Genomic DNA, 19,507 nt, shown 5'->3' with positions numbered 1-19,507 from the left:
CGATTCCAGGAAGTTGCGGCGGCCACCGCCGGGGCGGTCCGCGCCGCTCGCGCCCGATAGCCTGAGGACAGACAGGCCGGGTGGACCGGTGCCCGGAAAAAAGGAGTCAGGCGTGAAGTACGCACAGTCGGTGATCGAACTGGTCGGCGGCACTCCGCTGGTCAAACTCAACTCGCTGACGAAGGGGCTCAAACCGCTGATCCTCGCCAAGGTCGAGTACGTCAACCCGGGCGGCAGCGTGAAGGACCGCATCGCCCTGAAGATGGTGACGGCCGCCGAGGAGTCGGGCGAGCTCCAGCCGGGCGGCACGATCGTCGAGCCCACCAGTGGCAACACCGGCGTCGGACTTGCGCTCGTCGCCCAGCAGCGCGGCTACTCCTGCATCTTCGTCTGCCCGGACAAGGTCAGTGAGGACAAGCGCAACGTGCTGCGGGCCTACGGCGCCGAGGTCGTCGTCTGCCCGACCGCGGTGGCCCCCGGGGACCCCGACTCCTACTACTCCGTCTCCGACCGGCTCGTCCGGGAGACCCCGGGAGCCTGGAAGCCCGACCAGTACTCCAACCCGAACAACCCGGCCAGCCACTACGAGTCGACCGGTCCGGAGATCTGGGCCGACACCGACGGCCGGGTCACCCACTTCGTGACGGGCGTCGGTACCGGCGGCACCATTTCCGGCACCGGTCGGTATCTGAAGGAACAGTCGAACGGCGCCGTGCAGGTGATCGGCGCCGACCCCGAAGGCAGCGTGTACTCGGGTGGGACCGGTCGGCCGTACCTGGTCGAGGGCGTCGGCGAGGACTTCTGGCCCAGCGCCTACGACCGCACCGTCACCGACGAGATCGTGGCTGTGTCCGACGCAGAGTCGTTCGAGATCACCCGGCGGATGGCCCGCGAGGAGGGGCTGCTCGTCGGCGGGTCCTGTGGGATGGCCGTCGCGGCGGCTCTCAAGGTGGCCGAGCGGCTCACCGAGGACGACGTGCTGGTCGTGCTGCTGCCGGACAGCGGCCGCGGCTATCTGTCCAAGATCTTCTCCGACAGCTGGATGGCCTCCTACGGATTCCTGGCCCGCGGCGACTCCGCCACGGTCCGGGACGTGTTGCGCTCCAAGGGAGCCGAGCTCCCGTCGTTGGTGCACACCCACCCCGGCGAGACGGTGCGTGACGCCGTGGAGATCATGCACGAGTACGCGGTCTCGCAGATGCCCGTGGTGAACGCGGAGCCGCCGGTGATGGCCGGCGAGGTGTCCGGCTCGGTGTCCGAGCGCGCGCTGCTTGATCTGTTGTTCACCGGAAAGGCCTCCCTGGCGGATCCGGTGCGGCAGCACATGGACGCGCCGTTCCCCCTGGTCGGCTCCGGTGAGACGGTCGAGACCGCGCGGGCGACGCTCCAGAAGGTCGACGCGATCATGGTCATCGACGACGGCAAGCCTGTCGGCGTGCTGACCCGCGCGGACCTGCTGGCCTTCGTGGCCCGATGACCGCCGAACATACTGCAGCCCAGGGTTTCTCGACCCGCGCGATCCATGCGGGTCAGGATCCGGAAGCGGTGACCGGAGCTGTGGTGGTGCCCATCTACCAGACCTCCACCTATGCGCAGGACGAGGTGGGCGTGACCCGCGCCGGGTACGACTACTCGCGCGCCGGTAACCCGACCCGCACCGCGCTGGAGACGGCGCTCGCCTCGGTGGAAGGCGGGACGGCGGCGGTCGCGTTCGCTTCCGGCATGGCCGCCGGCGACACCGCACTGCGCAGCATGCTCAAGCCGGGCGATCACGTGATCATCCCGAACGACGCCTACGGCGGCACCTTCAGACTGATCGACAAGATCTGTGTGCCCTGGGGGATCGAGTACACGACCGTTCCGCTCGGCGACCTCGAGGCAGTGTCGGCCGCACTGCGGCCGACAACGAAGCTGATCTGGGTGGAGACACCGTCGAACCCGCTGCTGGGCATCGCCGACATCGCCGCGTTGGCCGGTCTCGCCCACGGTGCGGGCGCGAAACTGTTGGTGGACAACACGTTCGCCACGCCCTACCTCCAGTTGCCGCTGGCCCTGGGTGCGGACGTGGTGCTGCACTCGACCACCAAGTACGTGGGTGGGCACTCGGACGTGATCGGGGGGGCCCTCGTCACCTCCGACGACTCACTGGCCGAGGACTTCGCGTTCCACGCCAAGTCGATGGGCGGCATCGCCGGTCCGTTCGATGCCTGGCTCACGTTGCGGGGCCTCAAGACCCTCGCGGTGCGGATGGATCGGCACTGCGACAACACGGAAGCGATCGTCGAGCTGCTGCTGTCGCACCGCGGCGTCGTGGAGGTGTTCTACCCGGGGTTGCCCAGCAACCCTGGACACGAGGTGGCCGTCCGTCAGATGCGCCGTTTCGGCGGGATGGTCTCCTTCCGGGTCGCCGGGGGCGCCGCCGCTGCTGCTCAGGTCTGCAAGTCCACGGAACTGTTCACCCTGGCCGAATCGCTCGGCGGCGTGGAGTCGCTCATCGAGCTCCCCGGTGTGATGACGCACGCCAGCGTTGCCGGCTCGATGTTGGAGGTACCGGACGATCTGATCCGGTTGTCCGTGGGGATCGAGGATGTCGCCGACCTGGTCGCCGATCTGCGGACGGCGCTCGACGCGGTCTGAGCTGTCGGGTCGGTCGCGAGGTCCAGAGGGTGGCCGCCGTGAGCAGTCCCAGCAGCGCATAGGCGTTGCCGCACAGCTGTTGCCACCACGACCAGTGGTGTTCGCGGTGCTCTGCCGCCGGTGCCCACCAGATCGTCCAACAGACGGCGACAGCGACCCACGTCGACGCCAGCAGGGTGCGTCCGGATCCGAGCATCAGCCAGATGATCGGCAACACCCACACCCAGTGATGGCTCCACGAGATCGGCGAGGCCAGCAGACCGGTCAGGGCCATCGCCACCATCGATTCGCCGGGCCTGCCGCTGCGGATGCACCGGAGCGCGACGGTCGATCCGACGAGCACCACCAGAGCAGTCGTGAGGTGCCAGTGCGCGCGAGCCGTCGCCGGGTCGGCGAGTCTGGCCACCAGGCCGGTGATCGACTGGTTGGCCAGGTAGTCGATCCCGCCGGTCCGCTCGGGATCGAGAGCGCCGCCGAACCAGAAGGCGGCCGAGGACCGTGGCAGTACCAGCCACCCCAACACAGCGGTGCCGGCCGCCGTCCCCGCGGCTGTCCGGGCTGCTCGGAAGCGTTTGTGCAGGATCAGGAACACGATCCAGATGCCTGGCACCACCTTGATCCCGGCGGCGAGTCCGATTGCCAGACCGGATCCGCGTCGGCCCGGGCGGTGCAGATCCTCCAGCACCAGCCACATCAGGATCAGGTTGATCTGACCGAACGACAGCGTGGAGACGACCGGCTCGAGCAGTAAAGCGCTGTACAGCACCAGGTTCCGGTGTGCACGCCGGATCCGGACGGCGTGCCCGATCAGCTGGGTGCAGCGAGCCAGCGCGATCACCGACGCAGCGGTCAGCAGGACAGCGGCCGCGGCTTCCGGGAGGGCGGCGAGCGGGGTGAAGACGGCAGCGGCGAAGGGTGAGTAGGTGAAGCCCAGTCCGCTCGCGGGATCGGCGACTGCGTACAGCCTGTCGTCGCCACCGAGCAGCGACCACCCACCCATCCGGTAGATCTGCAGATCGAGCAACGGACCGTGCACCAGCAGCCAACCCCAGCCGAGCGCCAGTGCTGCGAGGATCGTTCGCGGACCGAGCGGTGGTGCAGGGAGCGGATGTTCGGTGGTGAACGACGGGGGTCTCCGACGCGCGGCAGGGGAGGGCGAGATGCCTGCCACCGATCACTCCGTGCGCATCGCGGCCGGACGGGTCGAGCGCTGCAGCGACCAGCTCGCCCCGAGCGCCACCAGTACTGCCGCCAACACGGCCGCTCCGATCCCGACAGCGATCAGCGGCCAGCCGATCGCCGCGTGCTGGATCTGGAGCAGGTCACCGAGCACCAGGTTCAACAGCAGTCCGGCGCCGACGGCCGCGACCATCGTCACCAGGATCGGCACGATCAGCGAGAGCCCGATCGACAGTGACAGCAGCGACAGCGGCAGCCCGGCCGCCCGTCCGAGCGCATAGGGCCGCTTGCGTTCGCGGGTCTGCTCCACGGTGGTCAGGATCTGGGCCAGCGCGCTGATCAGCAGGACGAGTGCTGCGACAGCGACCAGTGCGCCGGTGATCAACGGCCGGAACGGGGTGACGGACTGGGTGTCCGACGTCAGGCTCATCAGGGCGAACGCACGATCTCCCAGCGGCGACAGTGCCAGTTGCTCCTGGGGGATGCTGCCGGGCTCGAGTTGCATGGCGACCGTCAGGGAGAACGGGGTCGTCGCGAGTTGTGGGAACTCGCGGGCGGCAGCGGCCGGCGTCAGGAGGAAGTCGGAGTAGTTCAACCCGAACCATGAGCCAGAGTCCTGCGCCGCCACTGTCAAGACCCTGGTGCGTGCCGGGGGCGTCCAAACGCGCGTCGCTCCTGGCTGGTCTGTAAAACCTTGCTCTGTGACGAGCGTGATCCGGTAGGGCGGCCGGGACAGCGGATCATTGGTCGGATCGGCTCTCGGAACGCGAAAGACATCGCCGTCTCGGCAGGCGGAGCTCGGATCGAACAGCTGCACCGCGCTGCAGTTGACGACTGCCACGCTGGGTCCGTGACCGTCGCCGGTGGCGTCCGTGCCGATCTGGCCGCCGATACCGACAAACCGCAGGCCATTCGACCGACGTGCTGCCAACTCCGCCAGGGGAATGTCTCGCACTGTGCCGCGGAGCTGACCGTAAGTCTCGGTCAGCGCGGCGTCGGCCCCGGCCTGGGAGCGATCGCTGGAGCCGTTGCTGAGCAACGGCATCAGGGTGATGACGCCGGCCAGGACGGTGGCCAGCGCCGCTGCCGAGCGGGTGGTGAGCGTGCCGGCGGCCAGGATGCGTCCGCGGGCCAGCTGGCCGGCTGTGGACGAAGGTCGCCAGAACCGGCCAACGACAGCGACCAGAGGCGCGCTGATGGACACCAGCGTGAGCAGCACCAGCAGCGTTGCGGCGCAGGGCAGCAGCACCCTGAGAGCCTCCGGCCGGTACCCGAGGCCACCTGACCGATTCAGGGCCAGCATCCACCAGAGCGATCCGGCGGTGACGGCCAGCAGCAGCACCCGCCACCACCAGCGGAACGGCGTGCGGCGCAGCGGGATCGAGCCCTGGGGCCGGGCGGCGTCGGCCGGTCGGTAGCCGATGAACGAACCACTGACAGCCGCCGCAGCGACGATGCCGATCGACACCCACCACAGTCCGGCCGCAGTGGGGCCGATGTCGTCCGAGCGGATGCCGACACCCTCGAATCGCACCCGGTTGGCGAACTGCCGCAGCAGGAGAAGAGCTCCGAGCCCGAGCCCGACGCCGAGCAGTCCGGCCACCCCCGACTCGACAGCGCCCAACAGTCGGATCCTGCCGAAGCCGGCACCCAGAAGGGCCAACACCCCGTTGCGCCGTTCGCGGCGTGCCGATCCGAGCCGCGAGGCGAGCCCGACGAACAGCATCAGCGGAATGAGCATCACGATCGAGCCGGTGGCCAGCAGCATCCACAACTCGGGGTCAAGGCCTTCGTTGCTCGGGTCCCGACCCCAGCCGGAGGCCGGATCCAACCACGAGAGCGCGACGGTCGGGTCGGTTGCCCGGTAGAAGAACAGATCATCGGCACCTCGGAGCCGGTCGACCGGCAGCACGCCGACCACCCGGCCGGGCAGCAGGGTGCGCAGATCTGCGCCGTCGGTGGCCGCGAGCGCAGCGGCCAGCCGCGGCGACACGTACATGTCCCCGGACTTCGGAAAGGTGGCCGCGCCCGGCGGTGGTGGCGCCTCGGCCGAACCGACCAACAGCAAGCCGGTGACCGTCTCACCACCCGCTGCGAAGCTGACGGACTGGAAGGAGAAGGCTCCCGGCCGGGAGGAGGCAGCGGTCGGCAACAGCGCCGCGCTGTCGGCCGCCATCCGATCCAGGGTCGGGGGGATCGACACCAGCGCCAGCAGTGCCAGCGAGCAGATGCCGATCCCGACGGCCATCGTCAGCAGTCGACGCCAGACGGCACGGTCGGCGAACGTCATCGTGAAGGCCCACCCGAGCGCCCGGCCCGGACGCGGGCGGGTGTCGCGGTCGGCTACCTCGTCGGAGGGCTGGTCTGTGAGCTGAACCGTCAGCTGGGCGGGTCGGCTCATGCGAGGTCCCTGGTCTCGCTGGTCCGGCCGTCCCGCATGAGGATCTCGCGGTCGGAGTAGGCAGCGACCCGCGGCTCGTGCGTCACCAGGACCATGGCGAACTGAGTGTCCCGCACCGCTTTCGCCAACAAATTCATCACCTTCTCCGCCTGCAGCGAGTCCAGTGCGCCGGTCGGCTCGTCGGCGAAGATGATCGAGGGCCGAGCGATCAGAGCACGGGCCACGGCGACCCGCTGGGCCTGCCCACCGGACACCCGGCCGGGGACCACGTCGGCCGTGTCTGCGACGTCGAGCCGGGCGAGCTCCTCGAGCGCCACCCGCTCCGCGGCCCGGCGACCGATTCCGCCCAGCCGCAGTGGTAGCGCCACGTTCTGCACGCAGGTGAGCTCGGGGAGCAGCTGCCCGAACTGGAAGATGAAGCCGAAATCGTTGCGGCGCAGCGCAGACCGATCCCGCTCGTGCATCGTGGTCACGTCCGCGCCTCGGTAGGTGACGGTGCCCGAATCGGGCGGGATGATGCCCGCGAGCACATGAAGCAGGGTCGACTTCCCGGACCCGGAGGCTCCCATCACTGCGACGATCTCGCCGGGCATCACCACCAGGTCCGCACCCCGCAGCGCCGGCGTCACGCCGAAGTCCAGCACCAGATCGCGGCCGGAGAGCAGCGGTGACGACCCCTCGTCCGTCACCGCTGCCTGCCTGCCTCCCGACGGCTGATCGCCGGCCGATCTCGTGGAGGTCATCCCTTCACCTGCGCCGCGAGCTCGGCCAACCGCGCGGCCGTGACGTCCAGCCAGCGCAGGTCCGCTTCCAGGTGGTAGAGCGCGTGGTCACAGATGAGTTGATCGGCCAGATCGCCGGAAGCCTTGCGGCGGTTGAACTCTCGCATCGCAGTCAGATGCTCGGCGCGTTGCGCATCGAGGATGTCTGCGGCTGATCGGTCGGCCATGAGGGCGAGCACCACCTTGGTGTAGAGCGTGTTGTGCAGGTACTCGGTCGGCTGCTCGGGCGAGGACAGCCAGGAATCCAGATCGGTGACGCCGGCGTCGGTGATGCTGTACAGCTTGCGATCGGGGCCATCGCCGCTCTCGGCGCCGTCGATGCTCACCATCCCGTTCTTGAGCAGGCGCGCGAGTGTCGCGTAGACCTGCCCGTAGGCGAGGGGTCGTTCGGAGCGGAACAACTCGTCGTGCGTGCGCTTGAGGTCGTAGCCGTGGGAGGAGTTCTGTGCCTGGAGCAGACCGAGCAGGGTGCGGGGGACTGACATGCGGTGACCATACATGGCATATAGATACGGCATGTATAGCTTGGCGGCGTGTCGCTGAAACCGGCTGTAGAACGGAAATTGTGGTTCGCCACAACCCGGGGAGTGGCGGACCACTGGAACGGTTCTGCAGCCGCGTGTGTGGGCGGGGATCTCGACGCGCTCCTTCGTCGCTTGCTCGATCATCGGAAATCTTGCTGGGCGGGGTGTGGGATCTCGACTCCTTCGTCGCTCGATCACCGTTGACTCCTTCGTCGCTCGATCACCGTCAACTCGTTTCTGCAGCCGCGCGGGTCTCGGGGAACCGATCCGCGCGGTCGGCAGTCCGACCGGGCATGGCAGCCCCGGATGCACTGACGCGGTCCACCCTCGGCGGCGACGATCGCTCGGGCCAGCCCGACCGGGTCCAGGTCATTCCGCTGTCCGTGCTGGCCCGGATCATCCGCGGCCACCAGGACGAACAGCGAGCCGCCGCCGCAGATCATGACGACCAGCAGGCCGAACAGGACGCCGACCAGGACGTCCCGAACGACTCGAACCTCCTGGTCGATCTGTCCACCGACCGGTACGACGTCGACCCTGTCGTGCGGAACCGGCGTGGCTCGCTGGACCCGGCCGACTGCGCTCTCGCGATCGGCGTCACCACCGACGGCATCCAGGTTGCGATCGTCACCGAGCGCGGGGTGGTGGCCGCCTCCTACCGCCGCCCGTCGACCGCGCAGAGTCCAACACCCCCGACCGGCGAACCGGTCGCCGGAGAGCCCGCCGCAGAACGGATGTTCGCCGCGGTCTGCGCCGGCGCCGACGCAGTACTGCACGCCGTCGGGTTCGACCCCGACCGCCCCACCGGGCTGCGTGGCGTCGGGGTACTCGTCGCCGGCCGGATCGACCAACACGCCGGATCGGTGGAATGCGGCCCCTGGCATGGCTTTCCGCTCGGCGAACGACTGGCCGAACAGTACGACCTGCCCGTCGCGCTGACGACGCCGGCGCCCGCGCTGTTGGCCTCAGAGCACTGGCGCGGCGCAGCCAGGGGGCGACGCGGCGTGCTCGCCATCGACTGGGACCGCGAGATCAACGGCGCGCTGGCCCTGGGCGACCGGCTCCTGGCCGGCACCACCGGCAACGCCGGCCACATCGGCCACATCTGTGTCGACCCCTACGGACCGAAGTGCGCCTGCGGTGCGCGCGGGTGTCTGCAGGCTGTCGCCGGGGGGGCCGCGATCTGCGAGTGGTACTCCTCGCACGGCGGCATCGAGGCCGGGAACGACGTCACGCGGATCGCGCGGGCGGCCGGCCGGGGCGATGCCATCGCGCAGGCGACGCTCCGTCGCGCCGGCGAGGCGATCGGTCAGGCCGTCGCCGCAGTGGTGACGCTGCTGGACCTGGACGTGGTGGTGATCGGGGGACCGCTCGGCGCGCTGGGACCGCCGGTACTCGAGGCCGTCGGCGACGGGTACGCGGCACACGCAGCGCTCGGGTACGCCGCGGCCCCGCGGGTGGTCCCCGCCGTGCTGGGTCAGGAGAGCGTCCCGCTCGGTGCAGCCGCCGCGGTGTTGCACCCGCAGTCCTACCGCTCCGGTTGAGCGGGCCGATCGCCCCGCCAGACCTGGCCCGACACCGTCGGGAGCGTGGCAGGATCGGCATCATGCAGCACGTCAGCGTCGAGGAGATCCGCGAAGCCCAGCTCCTGTTGGCGCCGGTGATCCGGCGCACGCCGATGGAGTCCTCCCGGCCGCTGTCGGAGAAGGTGGGCGGTCCTGTCCACCTCAAGTGCGAGAACCTGCAGCGCACCGGTTCGTTCAAGATCCGCGGCGCCTACACCCGGATCTTCCGGTTGTCCGACGCGGAGAAGGCGGCCGGCGTGGTGGCCGCCAGCGCCGGCAACCACGCCCAGGGGGTGGCGCTGGCAGCGGCGCTGCTCGGTGTCCAGGCGACGGTCTTCATGCCGGTGGGTGCGTCGATCGCCAAGCTGCAGGCGACCAGGGCCTACGGCGCCACCGTCCACCTGCACGGACCCACGCTGAGCGAGGCCCTGGAGGAGGCGATCCGGTTCGCGGAACAGACCGGCGCCACCTTCGTCCACCCCTTCGACCATCCGGATGTGTTGCGTGGTCAGGGGACGGTCGGGCTGGAGATCCTCGAACAGGTTCCCGACGTGCAGAGCATCGTCGTCGCCCTCGGCGGCGGCGGACTGATCTCGGGGATCGCCGCGGCCGTCAAGCAGGTGCGCCCGGGAGTCCGGATCATCGGCGTCCAGGCGGAACAGGCAGCGGCCTGGCCGGAGTCGTTGCGTCAGGGTCGACCGGTGCGACGCCTGGACCTGACGACGATGGCCGACGGCATCGCGGTCGGCGAACCCAGTGCGCTCTCCTTCGCCCACGTCGTCGACCTGGTCGACGAGATCGTCACCGTCACCGAGGACGAACTGTCGCGGGCCATGCTGCTGTGTCTGGAACGGGCGAAGCTGGTCGTCGAGGCGTCCGGCGCCGCAGCGGTGGCAGCCATCATGACCCGGCCCGAGCTGTGTGCGCCGCCGACCGTCGCCGTGCTGTCCGGGGGGAACATCGACCCGCTGCTGATGGTGCACATCGCCGAGCACGGCCTGGTCGCCGCGGGTCGGTTCCTGTCGCTCCGGGTGGAGATCTCCGATCGCCCCGGCACGCTGGCCGCGTTGCTCGCCGAGGTCGGGGCGCTGGGCGCGAGCGTGGTGGATCTGGAGCAGTCGCGCCTGGGCAGCGGTCTGACCCTCGGCAACGTCGAGGTCTCGCTCCGGCTGGAGTGCAAGGGGGCAGAGCACCGTGACCAGATCCTGCACCGACTGGTCACCAGCGGACATCGGATCCTGGACTCGCACTAGGCGAGGCGACCGGGACCCCTCGGATGCGCGAAGGCCGCCGAACCCGACGGGTCCGGCGGCCTGCTGCGACTGCGGCCCTCGGGCCGGAGAGGATCAGCCGGTGAACGGCTTGGCCTCGATCACCGAAACCTGCTGCATCTTGCCGTTGGGCAGTTCGTACTCGCGCGACTCGCCGGGCGCCGCTCCGAGGATGGCGGCACCGATCGGCGACTGCGGGGAGTAGACCGACATCGAGCCGTGGCTGCCCTCCTCGCGGGAGGCCAGCAGGAAGGTCTCCTGGTCGTCGTCGTCATAGGCCACCGTCACGACCATGCCCGGCTCCACGACGCCGCTGTCCGAGCTCGGGCGGATGCCGACCTGCGCGTTGTTGAGCAGCTCCTGGAGCTGACGGATCCGGACCTCCTGCTTGCCCTGTTCGTCACGGGCGGCGTGATAGCCGCCGTTCTCCTTGAGATCGCCCTCTTCGCGGCGGGCATTGATCTCGGCCGCGATGATGGGGCGGTTGGCCACCAACTCGTCCAACTCGCCCTTCAGGCGGTCGAACGCTTCCTGCGTCAACCAGGTGCTGGTTGCGGTCTCGCTCATGGTGACTCCTCACTGATCGATCGTCCGACTGACGGTCGATGTACTTCGGTGGTAGGCGACCCGGGAGGGTTGCCGACATCCGCAACGGACGCGAATGTGAGTGTTCCCCCCGGAACAGCGGACGCGGCCCCTGAAGCGCCGTGGTGGCGGGCTGCAACAGACGGTGAAGTCGCACAGGCACCACCCGGCGGCAGGGAGCCGCGGTTGAACAACAGGTTATCACGCACCGTGTGACACAGACCTCCTGCATTCGAAGTCTGCTGTGTCGGCGCAGGTCGGAGGGGGTTTCCCGAGGAATGGGGGCGACCCAGGGGAACGCGTGTCGGAGGCGCGCGCGACAATGGCAGATGGACCCAGCAGGGCCGTCCGCAGCGTCAGGTGATCCGACGCCGCGGAGGCGGACACCTTCTGGAGCCGCTGCCGATGCGAGCCACGACGACCATTGACGAGGACCAGGGTGAACCAACCCGTTTCTGACCCCATCTCCGAGCCGCTCCGGTTCTCTGCCGAGCATCGCTGGCAGCGTGCGCACGACGCCGAGCTGCGTCTGATGGCGGTGCACGCGCATCCCGACGACGAGTCGAGCAAGGGCGCCGCAACGCTCGCCCGCTACTCGGACGAGGGCGTGGGCGTGCTGGTCGTGTCCTGCACCGGCGGTGAACGTGGTGACATCCTCAACAAGAAGTTCGTCGACGCCGAGGTCGACATGCCGTCGCTCCGGCTGCGCGAGATGGCCAGGGCCGCCGAGATCCTGGGTGTCGCGCACCTCTGGCTGGGCTACCAGGACTCCGGCTACCACGAGGGCGACCCCGACACCTGGGAGCTGCCGCCGGACTGCTTCGGAGCACTGCCGATCGACGCCGAGGTGGAGACGTTGGTCAGGGCCATCCGACAGTTCCGTCCGCACGTCATGACGACGTACGACGAGAACGGCGGATACCCGCACCCCGACCACATCCGATGCCACGAGATCTCGGTCGCCGCCTTCGAGGCGGCGGGCGATCCTGATCGGTTCCCGGACGCCGGCGAGCCGTGGACGCCGCAGAAGCTCTACTACAACGGCGGATTCTCGGCGAAGCGGATGACGGCGATCAACGACGCCGTCAAGGAGGCGACCGGGGTCGGCCCGTTCGACGAATGGGTCGCCAGGATGAAGGAGAACAACCGTCCGGACCGCAGCGATCGGATCACCACCCGGATCCCGATCGGCGATTTCTTCGACCGCCGTGATCAGGCGTTGCTCGCCCACGAGACGCAGATCGATCCCGACTCGCACTGGTTCGCCGTACCCCGGGAGATCGAGGCGCACGTCTGGGGGACCGACGACTACGAACTGGCCCAGTCGCGGGTCCCGGTGACCCTGCCGGAGGACGACATGTTCGCCGGCATCAGAGAGCCGGCCCGGGCCCTCGACGGGAGCGATCGATGACCGCGGGCGCCCACCTGATGGCAGCCTTCCTGGCCGCCCCGCCGACACCTCCGCCGGGCAAGGGCGCCGAGTGGGGCAAGGCCGCCCCGATCGGCCTGCTGGTCCTCGTGCTGCTCGGGGTCGCGCTGTACCTGCTCATCAAGTCGATGAACCGGCACATGCGGAAGGTGAGCGGCCTGACGTCGTTCGACACCACAGACGGGACGACTGCCGGCGCCCGCCCCGCGGACGGCGGACCCGCCGGTGCGGCCCACTCCGGGAGTCCGACGCCCGTCTCCGATCCCGAGCAGCGGTCGCCGAACGACGCCCCGCCGGTCTCCACGGACCCGAACTCCTGATCCGTTCGCCCCATGGCGAACATGGTTGCCAGCTCCTCGGCGTAAGCCTGTAATGGTGTAATCAACCCCTACAGGAGGACGTCATGAAGGACGACAGCAGAGGCCGATCGCGGCAGGCAGCACCGGAGCCCCCGGACGGATCCGACGCGGCCGGCTGGTTCGCCGGGCGGCTCCCGGAGGACTGGTTCGTCGGGGCCGCCGAGGCGCGGGTCGACCGGGACGAGATCCTGGTGATCGGCGAGATCCGCGCCCCCGAAGGCGAGTTCGACACCGACGCGGCACGGGCCGCGGCAGCGTCGGGCCGGATCAGCCGGTTCCGCGAGGACACCCGGGAATTGCGGATCGAGATCGCACTGCAGGCAGAGCACCGCTACCGGCGGCAGGTGTCGTGGGGGGTCAGGATCGGCGACGAGCTGGAGCTGTTCACCACGCTGTCGACCCCGGTGATGACGCGGCTGCGTCAGCCCGAGCGTCAGGTGCTGGACACCCTGGTCGCGGCCGGGGTCGCCCGATCCCGATCCGAAGCACTGGCCTGGTCGGTGCGGCTGGTCGGACAGCACGCGGACGCCTGGCTCGAGGAGCTGCGGACCGCGATGCAGGAGGTCGACCGGCTGCGGGGTTCCGGGCCGGAGCTGTAATCGGTGTGGCGGGTCGGCGGAAGCCGGCCCGCCCACCGTCCTACGCATCACGCGGTGCTGGCCGACCAGGACGTGGTGGCAAACCCGCTTGGAGGATCGCAGCGAGGTTGAGTCCGGCGTGGAGTTCCGCGCGGTCTTGTCAGCTCGGGCGGCGACGCCGCGCGCCGCGAAGCGTCGGTCGGTCAGACGGGATCGGTGAATGAGATCGGCTTGCCGGTGGCGCGGGCGTACGTGATCTCCCGGCTCGTGGACTCGCCGACATACCCGCCGGGGTTGACAACCAGAACTCGGTCAGCCAGGTCGATCTTTCGCAAGTGGAGGGCGTCCAGCGCAGTCTTCTGCTCCTGGGTGAGATTCTCGTGGGTCTCGCCATCCTCGGGGCGGGTGAAGACGCCTGGTGCGACGACGATGACACCCGCGAAGGTCAGGTCGCGGTTCGCCTCTAGCAGCTCTTCGACGAACCGGGTAGAACCGCAGATGCAGACGATCTCAGGTCGGTCGGGCACGGCTTGTCCTTTCGGGTCGCACCGCATGACCATCAGTGCGCGCAACCGCCTCAGCGGAGGACGATCAGCCAGATCGCGATGGCGTGGCAGGCAGCGGCCAGCGAGACCAGGGCGTGGAACACCTCGTGGTAGCCGAACGTCCCCGGCCACGGATTGGGCCGGCGGGTGCCGTAACAGATCGCGCCGATCGTGTACATCAGCCCGCCAGCCAGGATCAACACCAGCGGAGCGGTACCGGCCCGCGCGAGATCCGGGATGACGAAAACGGCCACCCAGCCGAGCGCGAGATAGATCGGCACCCCGAGCCAGCGCGGCGCGTGCGGCCTCAGCATCTTCAGCGCAACGCCCAGCAACGCCCCGCCCCAGGCGATCGCCAGCACCCAGACCCTGGTCGGCATCGGCAACGCCAGCACGGCGATCGGGGTGTACGTGCCGGCGATGAACAGGAAGATCATCGAATGATCGGCCCGTTTCATCCAGGTCCGCGCCCGCGGCGACACCCAGGTGTGCAGGTGGTAGGTGGCGCTGATGGTGAACAGCCCGATGATCGTCAGCGTGTAGATGGTGCTGGCGACCGCGGCGGCGAAGCCGTTCGTGGTGGCCGCGACCACGATCAACGCGATCCCGACCACGCCGGCGACGAAGGCCGAGTAGAGATGGATCCAGCCGCGAGCGCGCGGTCTGGTCGACGCCACAGGGGCGTCCGTTCCGGGCGCAGCAGGTGCCAACGAAGACATGTGTCCATGATGCGGCGTGATGCGGTCAGTTCGCCAGGGGCCCGGACAGGGCTCACAGCCGGCACGTCGGCGGCGGTGGCCCGAGGACGCAGATCCGGGCCCGGGAACTGAGCCAGGACACCTTCGGATCGGTCGTCCGACAACGGCGCCCGCGACCCACTCCGACGCGGCGCGTTCGCGATCGGAGAGCATCGCGGACTACCGCGCGCTCCGGTCCACCGTCATCCACAAGCTCTGCCGATGGGACGACTGGAGGGTTCGCAGAGACCTGACGAACACGACTCAGGTGAGCAATCCATGGATGCGGGCTTCGATCGAAGCGGCACGGACGCGCAGACATTCAACGGTCGGGCGAGTGTCACCGGCACTGATGTCAACGTTCTGAAAGGGATCGTTGTGCTGGTACTGGGGATAGACATGGCAGTGGAGGTGCGGACATCGATGGCCCATCGACAGATGGTTCAACTTGACGGGTGAGAACAGCTCCGCGATGGCGCGACTGGTGACCGCAACTTCCATCCAGAACGCCGTCAGCTCTCGGGGTTCGAGATGGTGGAGCTCAGTGACGTGGTCTTCCAAAATGACTACGCAGTAACCGGTCTGACTCTGGTTTCGTACCAGGCGTACGTAGCTGGTCGGCAGCTCTGTGACGAGCACACTGTGCAGGTTGAGGGGCTCAGAGGCGTCTGCGCACAGACCGCAGTCGACGCCAGCAGTCATCCGTTCCCAGCTCCGCTCTGACCACCACGGCACCCGTCCAATCTAGTTCAGCTGCAGGCCATTCCAGATGACGATCATGTCCGCATCTCTGCCATGCTCAGCACGGGGTCAGGATGTCGGGCGCCTCATTCAGCAATCGTTCGACATTCAGCGTCCCGGGGCCGCTAGCCTGCGACCATGAGCCTGGTGGGCGCCATCTTCCCGGATGCCGACCTGACGGAGGTCGAACAGTTCCGTGTTCAGTGGGATCCGCTCGCGGACTCGGTTGCGGCCCACATCACGATCGTCTTCCCCTTCTCCGAGGTGAACGATCTCGAGGCCCTTCGCACGCTCTCCATGGAGCCGTTTCCGGTGCGTTTCGGAACTCCGTCGCTGTGGGAGGGCGAGTACCTGTTCCTCACGGCCGACGTGGGTGATGAGCACATCGTCGACCTGCACCGCAGGTCGTATGGAGCACTACAGCTTCCTCTGCCTGCAGACTTCGTCCCCCACATGACCATCGGGCGACGACCAGCAGGGTCCGAGGCCAAGCACATGCTGGCCCGGGCGACGGGCTTGGTCGTCGAGGGGTGGGCGCGATCGATGACGATCTACCGGCGTCACCTGGATGGCCGACGTACCTTCGAATGCACCGTGGGTGATGGGCCGAGCTCCGCCGCCGGCCTACGGGACCGCGGGCTTCCGAGCGGCTGAGAGGCGGCGGCGCCACGGATCGGTAGGGTGGCGCTGTGCGACTCCCCGCCCTTCTCTACCGGGTCTATGAGCGGAAACTGACCAGGGAACTGATCGGGGCGCAGATCCCGCACCACGTCGGCGTCATGCTCGACGGCAACCGGCGCTGGGCCCGCAAGGCTGGGTTCGAGAACGTCTCGCACGGGCACGTCGTAGGCGCGCAACACATCGCCGACCTGCTCGTCTGGTGCCGTGCCGCAGGGATCGGCACCGTGACCCTGTGGCTGCTGTCCACCGACAACCTGCGTCGCGAGGACGACGAGGTCGCGACGTTGTTGCAGGTCATCCCCGATGTCGCCGACGAGCTCTCGGCGCCGGGCACCGGGTGGCGGCTGCGGGTGGTCGGGTCGATGGATCTGCTGCCGCAGGCCGTCGCTGCCCGGCTCGCCGCCGCGGAGCTTCGCACCCGTGACCGCACCGGGCTGCAGGTCAACATCGCGGTCGGCTACGGCGGGCGTCAGGAGATCGTCGATGCGGTGCGGGCGCTGATCGACGAATCGGTCGAGGCCGGGGCCACCGCAGCGGAACTCGCCGAGCGGGTGACGATCGAGCGGATCGGCGAGCACCTCTACACCTCGGGGCAGCCCGACCCCGACCTGGTGATCAGGACCTCGGGGGAGCAGCGGTTGTCCGGCTTCCTGTTGTGGCAGAGCGCGCACTCGGAGTACTGGTTCTGTGAGGCGTACTGGCCGGACTTCCGGCGCGTCGACTTCCTCCGGGCGCTGCGCGACTACGCGGCTCGGCACCGCCGCTTCGGCGCCTGACGTCCAGCGGCCCACATCCTCGGACTCCGAGAACCGGAGTCGACACTCATGCAGCTCCCACCGGACGGCCATCGGTCGTGGGTACTGGGATGATGGGCTGAGCCCGGATCACGGGTGACGTGGGTGCCTGCGGCGACTGCCGAGCAGGACCCGCGGGACGAACTGCGAAGGGGACCTCGACATGCCGACCGGTGCGCGACTTCTGGTGGTCGACGACGAGCCCTCCCTGCAGGACATCGTCGCAACCTCGATGCGGTTCCTCGGCTACGAGGTGAGCGTCGCCGCCACCGGCAGGGAGGCGGTCCGCGCAGCGGTCGACGCGCAGCCCGACCTGATCATCCTGGACGTCATGCTGCCGGACTTCGACGGTCTCGAGGTGATGCGGCGGGTCCGGGCTGCGGGCGTCGACGCCGGGGTGGTGTTCCTGTCCGCGCGGGACACGCCTGCCGACAAGATCGCCGGCCTGCAGGCCGGCGGCGACGACTACGTGACCAAGCCGTTCGGTCTGGAAGAGCTGGCGGCGAGGGTCAGCGCCGTGCTGCGGCGGGTGCGTCCGGAGAACGAGAGTGACGGTCAGCTGATCGTCGCCGACCTCGTCCTGGACCCCGACACCTACCAGGTGACCCGCGCGGGCCAGGAGATCGACCTGGCACCGACCGAGTACAAGATGCTGCGGCACCTCATGCACAACTCCGGTGTCGTGCTGTCCAGGCGTCAGCTGTTGGACGCCGTCTGGGGGCCGGACTTCTACGGTGACGACTCGGTGGTCGCCACCTACATCTCCTACCTGCGCCGCAAGGTCGATCTCGACGGTCTCGAGCCGCTGATCCACACCCACCGCGGGTTCGGCTACGTGCTGCGCGCGCCGCGGCGGAGCGCCACGCACGACAGCGCTCGGTGACCTGCTGTGCGTGGTGATCCGACCCTGGACGAATCGGGTCGCGGCGATCAGGTCGAGTCCGCCGGATCGACCGACGAGGCGCCGCTGTCGCTGACGAAGCGAGCGCGGGCCCGCATCGAGGACGCGGTCACCGGCCCGATCCCGATCGTGACCGAGATCGGTCCCGAAGGCGCGCCGGGGAGCGGCGACTGGCCGCCGGCCGAGGACTTCGACGTCGGTGAGCCTGTCGACCAGACCGGTGAGCCCGGCGACACGGAGCGTCGGTTCACCCTGCGCACGAGGTTGATCGCGCTGGTGCTCGGGGTCGCGGCGATCGCACTCGTCGCGGTCGACATCCTGATCCCGCTGAACGTGCGGTCCAGCCTGATGGAGTCCAAGGACCTGGCGCTGCGGAGCCAGATCTCCGCTCTCGACGGCAGGGGCGGGGATCTGTTCACGCAGATCCAGGCGGGCCCTTTCGCCAAGAGCGAGGTGGGCGTCACTGCGGTCTACACGTCCGGCAACGTCGTCATCCTGCCGTTGGCGAGCGACGAGAGCGCGAACCCGCTGGTCGGAAAAAGCCCGTCGACGTCGACTCCGGAGACCGTGCGGGATGCAGATGGTCAGGGCACGTTCCGCGCCCTGGCGTACCAGGGTGTCGATCCGACGGGACACACGGCGTTCCTCGTGTTCTGGGTGCCGCTCGCCGACGTGACTAAAGCGGTCGGCAGTGTGGTGTTCACCGAGCTGCTGATCAGCCTCGCGCTGCTGGTGCTCCTGGGAACGACGGCGAGCGTCATCATCCGCCGGGAGCTGCGGCCGCTGGAGGCGATGGCCACCGCGGCCGATGACATCGCCGGCGGTGATCTGGATCGACGGGTGTATCCCGGCGACCCCGGTACCGAGGTCGGCCGGCTCGGGTTCGCGTTCAACGGGATGTTGGACGGCATCTCGACGTTGATCGCGGAGCGGGACGCCAACGAGATCCGCATGCGGCAGTTCCTGGCCGATGCCTCGCACGAGTTGCGCACCCCGGTCGCCGCAGTCCGGGGGTACACCGATCTCTACCGCGCCGGTGCGCTGCCCGACGAGGCGGCTGTCACCCGGGCGATGGCGCGGATGGGCTTCGAATCGGAACGGATGGGCGCGTTGGTCGGCGACCTGCTGATGCTCGTGCAGGCCGACGCGGAGTCCGACACCCGCCGGGAGGTCGTCGACCTGTCCGACGTGCTCACCGGGGTCGTCGACGATGCCGCCGTCATCGACCAGACCCGCATCTGGCGCCTTGTCGGCGCCGATACGCGTGGCGCCGACCTGGTGCAGGGCGACCGGTTGCGTCTGCACCAGTTGTTCGCGAACCTGTTGGGCAACGTCCGCACCCACACCGACCCCGGCACCACGGCCACCGTCACCCTCTCCTCCGGTCTCGGCGAGCTCACCGTGACGGTCGCCGACAACGGTCCGGGTGTCTCCGGCGCCGAACTGCCGAAGCTGTTCGACCGGTTCTACCGGGTCGACGCATCGCGCAGCCGGATCAAGGGCGGCACCGGGCTGGGGTTGTCGATCGTCGCGGCCATCGTCCGTTCGCATCGTGGCCGGGTGCTGGCCGGGCACACCCCGGGCGGCGGCCTCACCACCACGGTGGTGCTGCCCCGGTGGACGCCGACCACTCCCGACGCGCAACCTGAAGTTAACCGGACGTGAATGCGTGTCGCTCCGGGTTCCGGGGACTGCGCGCGTAATTTCGGCAGTGCGGGCCGTGGGGAAGCGGACCGCACGGGAGGCCCCGAAAAATGATGGAGCGCAACGCTCTTCACAGAAGGGGGCCGGTACCGGG

Annotated in this window: 18 protein-coding genes and 1 pseudogene; 11 read left to right on the top strand and 8 right to left on the bottom strand. The window is 69.0% G+C overall.

Features of this window, described 5'->3' with window-relative positions; genetic code table 11:
- Window positions 1–112: 112 nt before the first annotated feature.
- Window positions 113–1,477, top strand: a complete 1,365-nt coding sequence (locus ABLG96_RS16955) for a cystathionine beta-synthase (RefSeq protein ID WP_353648503.1) — start codon at window positions 113–115, stop codon at window positions 1,475–1,477.
- On the top strand, window positions 1,474–2,637 hold the full coding sequence (locus ABLG96_RS16950) for a cystathionine gamma-synthase (protein WP_353648502.1): 1,164 nt from the start codon (window positions 1,474–1,476) through the stop codon (window positions 2,635–2,637). The genes ABLG96_RS16955 and ABLG96_RS16950 overlap by 4 nt, the downstream gene beginning before the upstream one ends.
- A 256-nt stretch (window positions 2,638–2,893) precedes the next feature.
- Here the strand turns inward: ABLG96_RS16950 and ABLG96_RS16945 are convergent.
- The 4 genes and pseudogenes from ABLG96_RS16945 to ABLG96_RS16930 all read right to left on the bottom strand — a co-directional run.
- A pseudogene (locus tag ABLG96_RS16945) lies at window positions 2,894–3,637 on the bottom strand (glycosyltransferase 87 family protein); the annotation flags it as partial.
- Between the two features lie 174 nt (window positions 3,638–3,811).
- Complete coding sequence (locus ABLG96_RS16940; protein ID WP_353648501.1) at window positions 3,812–6,217, bottom strand: hypothetical protein; 2,406 nt, start codon at window positions 6,215–6,217, stop codon at window positions 3,812–3,814.
- Window positions 6,214–6,906 (bottom strand): ABC transporter ATP-binding protein, encoded by a 693-nt coding sequence (locus ABLG96_RS16935; protein WP_353651563.1) that lies wholly within the window; start codon window positions 6,904–6,906, stop codon window positions 6,214–6,216. The genes ABLG96_RS16940 and ABLG96_RS16935 overlap by 4 nt, the downstream gene beginning before the upstream one ends.
- Window positions 6,907–6,956: 50 nt before the next feature.
- A complete protein-coding gene (locus ABLG96_RS16930; RefSeq protein ID WP_353648500.1) occupies window positions 6,957–7,484 on the bottom strand; it encodes a PadR family transcriptional regulator in 528 nt (175 codons plus the stop codon).
- A gap of 332 nt (window positions 7,485–7,816) precedes the next feature.
- Between ABLG96_RS16930 and ABLG96_RS16925 the strand changes: the two genes are divergently transcribed.
- Both ABLG96_RS16925 and ilvA read left to right on the top strand, forming a co-directional pair.
- A complete protein-coding gene (locus tag ABLG96_RS16925; RefSeq protein ID WP_353648499.1) occupies window positions 7,817–9,067 on the top strand; it encodes an ROK family protein in 1,251 nt (416 codons plus the stop codon).
- Between the two features lie 62 nt (window positions 9,068–9,129).
- The gene (ilvA, locus tag ABLG96_RS16920; RefSeq protein WP_353648498.1) at window positions 9,130–10,341 is read left to right on the top strand and encodes a threonine ammonia-lyase; all 1,212 of its coding nucleotides are present in this window, start codon (window positions 9,130–9,132) and stop codon (window positions 10,339–10,341) included.
- Between the two features lie 93 nt (window positions 10,342–10,434).
- Here the strand turns inward: ilvA and greA are convergent, their stop codons facing one another.
- Window positions 10,435–10,926, bottom strand: a complete 492-nt coding sequence (greA, locus tag ABLG96_RS16915) for a transcription elongation factor GreA (protein WP_353648497.1) — start codon at window positions 10,924–10,926, stop codon at window positions 10,435–10,437.
- Between the two features lie 457 nt (window positions 10,927–11,383).
- Between greA and mca the strand changes: the two genes are divergently transcribed.
- The 3 genes from mca (at window position 11,384) to ABLG96_RS16900 (ending at window position 13,331) form a co-directional block, all read left to right on the top strand.
- Window positions 11,384–12,355: a mycothiol conjugate amidase Mca gene (gene mca, locus ABLG96_RS16910; protein WP_353648496.1), complete on the top strand. Its 972-nt coding sequence runs from the start codon at window positions 11,384–11,386 to the stop codon at window positions 12,353–12,355.
- Entirely contained in the window at window positions 12,352–12,693 is a 342-nt protein-coding gene (locus ABLG96_RS16905; protein ID WP_353648495.1) for a hypothetical protein, read from the top strand. Before mca ends, ABLG96_RS16905 begins: the two co-directional genes overlap by 4 nt.
- Window positions 12,694–12,776: 83 nt before the next feature.
- Window positions 12,777–13,331 (top strand): hypothetical protein, encoded by a 555-nt coding sequence (locus ABLG96_RS16900; protein WP_353648494.1) that lies wholly within the window; start codon window positions 12,777–12,779, stop codon window positions 13,329–13,331.
- Between the two features lie 182 nt (window positions 13,332–13,513).
- On the opposite strand, the gene ABLG96_RS16895 is transcribed toward ABLG96_RS16900, so the two are convergent.
- From ABLG96_RS16895 to ABLG96_RS16885, 3 genes are all read right to left on the bottom strand, one after another.
- Window positions 13,514–13,837, bottom strand: a complete 324-nt coding sequence (locus ABLG96_RS16895; protein ID WP_353651562.1) for a hypothetical protein — start codon at window positions 13,835–13,837, stop codon at window positions 13,514–13,516.
- Window positions 13,838–13,887: 50 nt separating this feature from the next.
- Window positions 13,888–14,574, bottom strand: a complete 687-nt coding sequence (locus ABLG96_RS16890) for a hemolysin III family protein (RefSeq protein ID WP_353648493.1) — start codon at window positions 14,572–14,574, stop codon at window positions 13,888–13,890.
- Between the two features lie 282 nt (window positions 14,575–14,856).
- Window positions 14,857–15,294 carry an HIT domain-containing protein gene (locus tag ABLG96_RS16885; protein WP_353648492.1) on the bottom strand — a complete coding sequence of 146 codons (438 nt, stop codon included), beginning with the start codon at window positions 15,292–15,294 and terminating at the stop codon, window positions 14,857–14,859.
- Between the two features lie 177 nt (window positions 15,295–15,471).
- Between ABLG96_RS16885 and ABLG96_RS16880 the strand changes: the two genes are divergently transcribed.
- The 4 genes from ABLG96_RS16880 to ABLG96_RS16865 all read left to right on the top strand — a co-directional run bounded on the left by ABLG96_RS16880 (window position 15,472) and on the right by ABLG96_RS16865 (window position 19,374).
- Window positions 15,472–15,987 (top strand): 2'-5' RNA ligase family protein, encoded by a 516-nt coding sequence (locus ABLG96_RS16880; protein WP_353648491.1) that lies wholly within the window; start codon window positions 15,472–15,474, stop codon window positions 15,985–15,987.
- A gap of 35 nt (window positions 15,988–16,022) precedes the next feature.
- The gene (locus ABLG96_RS16875) at window positions 16,023–16,790 is read left to right on the top strand and encodes an isoprenyl transferase (protein WP_353648490.1); all 768 of its coding nucleotides are present in this window, start codon (window positions 16,023–16,025) and stop codon (window positions 16,788–16,790) included.
- Between the two features lie 181 nt (window positions 16,791–16,971).
- On the top strand, window positions 16,972–17,691 hold the full coding sequence (locus ABLG96_RS16870) for a response regulator transcription factor (RefSeq protein WP_353648489.1): 720 nt from the start codon (window positions 16,972–16,974) through the stop codon (window positions 17,689–17,691).
- 6 nt (window positions 17,692–17,697) lie between these two features.
- The gene (locus ABLG96_RS16865; RefSeq protein ID WP_353648488.1) at window positions 17,698–19,374 is read left to right on the top strand and encodes a HAMP domain-containing sensor histidine kinase; all 1,677 of its coding nucleotides are present in this window, start codon (window positions 17,698–17,700) and stop codon (window positions 19,372–19,374) included.
- Window positions 19,375–19,507 lie beyond the last annotated feature (133 nt).

It is taken from the genome of Nakamurella sp. A5-74 (genome assembly GCF_040438885.1).
Classification (GTDB): Bacteria; Actinomycetota; Actinomycetes; order Mycobacteriales; family Nakamurellaceae; genus Nakamurella.
Note: the sequence above shows the minus strand (reverse complement) of the source record. Positions and strands in the feature narration are given on the sequence as shown.